Annotated in this window: 6 protein-coding genes and 1 tRNA gene; 3 read left to right on the top strand and 4 right to left on the bottom strand. The window is 72.5% G+C overall.

The features are described 5' to 3' along the window. Together JWR81_RS16780 and JWR81_RS16775 are read left to right on the top strand one after the other, a co-directional pair. Nucleotides 1-654, top strand: a 654-nt coding sequence (locus JWR81_RS16780; RefSeq protein ID WP_297652987.1) for a (Fe-S)-binding protein, incomplete at its 5' end; no start/stop codon positions are given. A gap of 358 nt (nt 655-1,012) precedes the next feature. Beyond that, nucleotides 1,013-1,165 (top strand): hypothetical protein, encoded by a 153-nt coding sequence (locus JWR81_RS16775; protein WP_297652984.1) that lies wholly within the window; start codon nt 1,013-1,015, stop codon nt 1,163-1,165. A 6-nt stretch (nt 1,166-1,171) separates the two neighbouring features. Here the strand turns inward: JWR81_RS16775 and JWR81_RS16770 are convergent, their stop codons facing one another. From JWR81_RS16770 to JWR81_RS16760, 3 genes are all read right to left on the bottom strand, one after another. Then, nucleotides 1,172-2,101, bottom strand: a complete 930-nt coding sequence (locus JWR81_RS16770; RefSeq protein WP_297652981.1) for a hypothetical protein — start codon at nt 2,099-2,101, stop codon at nt 1,172-1,174. Between the two features lie 180 nt (nt 2,102-2,281). Next, a complete protein-coding gene (gene dcd, locus JWR81_RS16765) occupies nt 2,282-2,863 on the bottom strand; it encodes a dCTP deaminase (RefSeq protein ID WP_297652978.1) in 582 nt (193 codons plus the stop codon). A gap of 23 nt (nt 2,864-2,886) precedes the next feature. Further along, the gene (locus JWR81_RS16760) at nt 2,887-4,071 is read right to left on the bottom strand and encodes a UDP-N-acetylglucosamine 2-epimerase (protein WP_297652975.1); all 1,185 of its coding nucleotides are present in this window, start codon (nt 4,069-4,071) and stop codon (nt 2,887-2,889) included. A gap of 188 nt (nt 4,072-4,259) precedes the next feature. Here JWR81_RS16760 and JWR81_RS16755 point away from each other — a divergent pair. After that, nucleotides 4,260-4,333, top strand: a tRNA-Gly gene (locus JWR81_RS16755). 305 nt (nt 4,334-4,638) lie between these two features. Here the strand turns inward: JWR81_RS16755 and JWR81_RS16750 are convergent. Next, a partial coding sequence (locus JWR81_RS16750) for an MmcQ/YjbR family DNA-binding protein (protein ID WP_297652972.1) occupies nt 4,639-4,907 on the bottom strand: 269 nt, incomplete at its 5' end.

The raw sequence follows: 4,907 nt of genomic DNA, 5'->3' as shown, positions 1-4,907 counted from the left end.
GAGCCGGGCACCCGCAAGATCATCACGACGTGCCCGCACTGCCTCAACACCCTCGGCCGCGAGTACCCGCAGCTCGACGGGCACTACGAGGTGGTGCACCACACCCAGTTGCTCAACAAGCTGGTGCGCGAGGGCAAGCTCGTGCCGGTGGCCGCCCCCGACGCCGCGGCGCCGGTCACCTACCACGACCCGTGCTACCTCGGCCGGCACAACGAGGTCTACGAGGACCCGCGCGAGCTCGTGGGCGCGGTTGCCACGCTCACCGAGATGCCACGCCACGCCGACCGCTCGATGTGCTGCGGTGCCGGTGGTGCGCGCATGTGGATGGAGGAGCGGATCGGGCAGCGGGTGAACGTCAACCGCACCGAGGAGGCCATCGCCACCATCTCCGGCGCCGCCGGTGGTGACGGTTCCGCGGCCGGCACGATCGCCGTGGGTTGCCCGTTCTGCAAGACGATGATCACCGACGGCCTCACCCAGAAGCAGGGTGAGGGCGCGGGCGAGAACGTCGACATCCAGGACGTGTCGCAGATGCTGCTGGCCGCCGTCAAGCGCGGCGACCAGCACACCAACGGCTCGTCCGCCAACGGCGCCAGCACCAACGGCTCGGCTCCCACCGTGGCGCAGCCCGAGCAGGAGGACGCCACCAGCTGATCGGCTGTCCACGACGAAGGCCGCTCCGGATCTCCGGGGCGGCCTTCGTCGTCTCCGCCGGGTTCCCCGGCAGAGAGTCCCGGCGGTCCCGGGCTCGGTGCCGCCGGGTGTCGAGGACGGACATCGACAGCAGGGGGAGCGCGATGAACCCGATCTTCCGACGGCGGAGCGCCCGCGACCGGCACATCCGGTTCACCCTGCCCGACCCCGTGCCGGCCGTCCCCGCCGAGGAACGTGCGTCGCGCACCTGGCAGACCGACGCGGTGATGCAGGTCGAGGGGCTCCGCGGCATTCGCCCCGTGCCTGCTGCCGGTGAGCCTCGACGGCGGGCACCGGCTCACCTTCGGCCTCTGGCTCGGTGCGCCGGCAGCGGACAGGCTCCGAGCCTCCGGACGCGACCCCCTACAGCGACGGCAGCTCCGACGAGCTGCTCACGAGGGTGCCCGCCACCTCGTGGCCGTACGACCGGGTGACGGCGGCGCTGCCGACGATGCTCGGTGGCCAGACCTGATCGTCGTCAGCAGGGGGCGAACGCCGTGACGACGTACGTGGAGCCGCCGTCCTTGCGGCCGATCGTGAGCTTCCCCAGCTGGGGACCGGCGGGGGTGCCGCTCCAGGTCATCGCGCAGGCGTCGACGGTGGTGGTGCCGTCGGCGGTCGTGGTGGGCGCCCGCCCGCCGGCGTAGGCGTTCACGTCGGTCACCCGCGATGCCAGGCTCGCCACCGCCGCGGCGCAGTCCGGTTGCCCCGACGCCGCGACGAAGGCCGTGCGGGCCGGGTCGGCCAGGAGGTTGTCGCAGACCGGGCCCGGGCTGTTCTGCGCGATGCGGTTGAGCATCGTCGGCAGCACGCTCCCCGGCCGGGAGGCACCCAGCCGGCCGTTGTTCTCCAGGTGGGTCTGGGCCTCCAGCGCCGCCACCTGCTGGGCGTCGCGGTAGTTCGCGAACCCGAACCCGATACCGGAGACGACGCACAGCACCGCCCCGACGGCGGCGAGCCGCCACCAGGGCAGCTGCGCCAGCCCGGCCAGCAGGACCCCGACGCTCGCCGCGAGCGCCCACGCCCACGGCCCGGTGCTGTACATGAGGCCCACGACGACCGCGAGCCCGCCGAGGTGCAGTACCCAGCCGCGCAGCAGACCGTCGAGCCGCAGCAGCCGCAGCACGATCAGCAGGCCCACGCCCGCGGCCCACGGGATCCACGACCACCCGGAGAACGGCCAGAGCAGCAGCGCCGCCACCGCGATGACCAGCCCCGCAGCGCCCCGGCGGGAGCGGGTCAGCCGGCGCCAGCGCACCGACGGCCGCCCGCCCGGCGGATCGGTGGCGGCCTCCGGGCCGGGCGGGGCCACGGGGACGACGGGCCACGGCTCACGGATGGCGGGCGGCGGAACCGGCGGCCGGGTGGCGGGCAGCCACGGAGGCGGGGTGTCACGGGGCGGTTCCATCGCCGACAGAGGTTACCCGCTGAGGCCGGAACAGCTGCCGATCTGCGCGCGATTTCGCGTCCTCGCACCGCCCGTGGAGGGTGCGAGGACGCGAAACGGCGCGCGGGTTCAGAGCCAGCCGTGAGTCGCGCGCCTGCTGCACGGGCCTGCGAACGGGTGCCGGCGCCCCCGTCGGGATGCTCAGCGCCGGGTGTCGACCCGATGGAAGTTGAGGTGCGCACGCGACGGTGTCGGCCCCCGCTGCCCCTGGTAGCGCGAGCCGACGCCGTCGCTGCCGTACGGGCGCTCGGCCGGGCTGGACAGCCGGAACAGGCACAGCTGCCCGATCTTCATCCCCGGCCACAGGATGATCGGCAGGTTGGCGACGTTGGAGAGCTCCAGCGTGATGTGCCCGGTGAAGCCCGGGTCGATGAACCCCGCCGTGGAGTGGGTGAGCAACCCCAGCCTGCCGAGCGAGCTCTTGCCCTCCAGCCGGCCGGCGAGGTCGTCGGGCAGCGACAGCGACTCGAAGGTGGACCCCAGCACGAACTCGCCCGGGTGCAGCACGAAGGGGTCGTCGCCCTCCGGTTCGACGGCCGACGTGAGCTCGTCCTGCTGCTCGGCGGGGTCGATGTGGGTGTAGCGCGAGTTCTGGAACACGCGGAAGAAGCGGTCCAGGCGCACGTCCACGCTCGAGGGCTGGAGCATGGCTGGATCCCAGGGATCGATGACCAGTCGTTCGATCTCGAGTTCCTTGCGCAGGTCACCGTCCGACAGCAGCACGGCGCAAGCGTACTGGCGGCGCCTCAGCGCTCCCTGTCGGCCGAGTCGTCGGCCGGCGCGTCGGACGTCTCCTCGACCGGTCCCCGGGCCTGCCGGGGCAGCGGGATGTCGAGCTGCGGTGACGGGCAGAGCCCGAACATCCACGCGACGGCCTGCTCGACGCGCGCGGCCTCCAGCCCGTCGGACGGCTCGGGGGGCGGCGCGGACCTGGCCGCGAGGAGCTGCCGGACCGTGGTCATCACCGCGGGGCTGAGGATGCTGCGGATGGAGTCGCCCGGCTCCGGGATGTGCGGTCCGTCGACCAGCACCGCGGGCGTGCCGAGGCCCGGTGCGTCGGTGACCAGCTCGGGATCGTCGGAGACGAGGACCGCGCTGGCCGCGATGAGCCCGACGAGCTCGACCAGCATCAGCTTGGGCACGACGGTGGCCCGGGCGTGCTCCGCGAGCGGGGCTGCCGCGCCGTGGGTGGCGAGCTCGCCGTAGAGGACGACCTCGATGTCCGGCTCGCGCTCCAGCAGGTCGGGCAGGCCGGCGAGGACGCCGAGCGAGTCGGGGCGGTCGAGGCCGACGAGCACCAGCCGCGGCCCGTCGGCGTGCACGCGGCGCAGCAGGCGGGCGAACCGCAGGTCCGACGGCTGCGGGTTGGCGGCCATCGTGTCGCCGACGGGGATGGCGTTGGGCCCGATCGGGCTGCCCAGAGCGGCACCGCCGGTGGTGAGGAACAGCGAGGCGAGCTGGCCGATGATGCGCCGGTTCGCCTCCTGCGGGAACGGGCAGAGCAGGTCGTCGCTGGCCACGCCGGCCTGCAGGTGCACGACGGGGATCTGCCGCCAGAACGCGACCTGCGCGGCGATCGCCGCCGTCATGCCACCGCCGTAGACCATGATCGCGGACGGGTCGAGATCGACCAGCAGGTCGTCGAGGTTGCTCATGAGCATGGCCCCGATGGCGGCCGGGTGCGGGCCCGCGATCGGGCCGGGCATGCGCGTGACGTCGGCGGGAACGCCGAACGCCTCGAAGGCGTCGTGGACGACCCACGGGTCGGGCCCGGTGGCCACGGTGAGGGCGCGGATGCGGTCGGCGTCGTTGAACGCCGTGGCCACAGGGGCGAGTCGTGCGACCTCGGGTCGACTGCCGGCGATCAGGAGCACGTCGTGGTCGTGGTCCTGGTCCGCGAGCGACCCCTGGTCCGGGTCGAACTCCGTCATTCTCGGGATCCTTAGCGGCCGGGGGAGCTGGCCTTACAGGGTCTCAGCAGTGTGAACCGCGTAAAGTCCACGAGTCGAGCCCGGAGCCCACATAACGGTTGCGACTCGCCGGTAACCACCCGCCTGGGTGTACACAACCGGTTATCGCGCCTACTCAGCGTGAGCTGATAGCCTGGCATTCGCACGTTGCGGATGTAGTTCAGTGGTAGAACATCAGCTTCCCAAGCTGAATATGCGGGTTCGATTCCCGTCATCCGCTCCACAACGAAGGCCCAGGTCAGAGGACGTCCTCCTCGGCACTGGGCCTTCGTCATGTCCGGCCCCCGGGAGGCCATGATCGTCAGGGGTGGGCACGAGACGCCACATGTGGCCGGCTCTGCCCACACCCGGTGATCGCGAGTCCCTGCCCACACGAAGCTCGGCGGCGCGGTGGCCGTCGTGTCGGCCGGGGAATCGTGTTCTTGATCGCGTGGTTCCTGTTCCGGCCGCCGAAGACCGACCCACCGCCCGGCACGCACCCGGTATCGGAGATGCTCGAGGGCGGCGAGCACGGCGACGTGTACGCGCTCACCCGCGCGCAGTGGGCGGCTCGTGCGCGGCCCGCAGCCGGGCCGGGGCCCGGTGCCGCCACGCGTCCTGCACCAGCTCGGTGAGCTGCACGGGGTCCACCCGGTCCAGGTCCACGAGGACCGAGCCGTACCCGTCGTAGTGCGGCGTGGTGAACAACGCGGGGTCGCCGGACGCCAGCAGCGCCTCCTTCTCCTCCAGCGGGCACATCAGCACGACCGACCCGTCCTCACGCAGCCGGGCGAACAGCTTCCTCCGCACCTTCAACG

It is taken from the genome of Pseudonocardia sp. (assembly GCF_025965585.1).
In the GTDB taxonomy this organism is placed as follows: Bacteria; Actinomycetota; Actinomycetes; order Mycobacteriales; family Pseudonocardiaceae; genus Pseudonocardia.
This window is presented reverse-complemented; position numbering and strand designations above follow the sequence as displayed.

Bases quoted from the DNA above. Each gene is read 5' to 3' on its own strand.
- JWR81_RS16770 (WP_297652981.1), bottom strand. From the start codon at position 2,101: ATGGAACCGCCCCGTGACACCCCGCCTCCGTGGCTGCCCGCCACCCGG.
- JWR81_RS16760 (WP_297652975.1), bottom strand. From the start codon at position 4,071: ATGACGGAGTTCGACCCGGACCAGGGGTCGCTCGCGGACCAGGACCAC.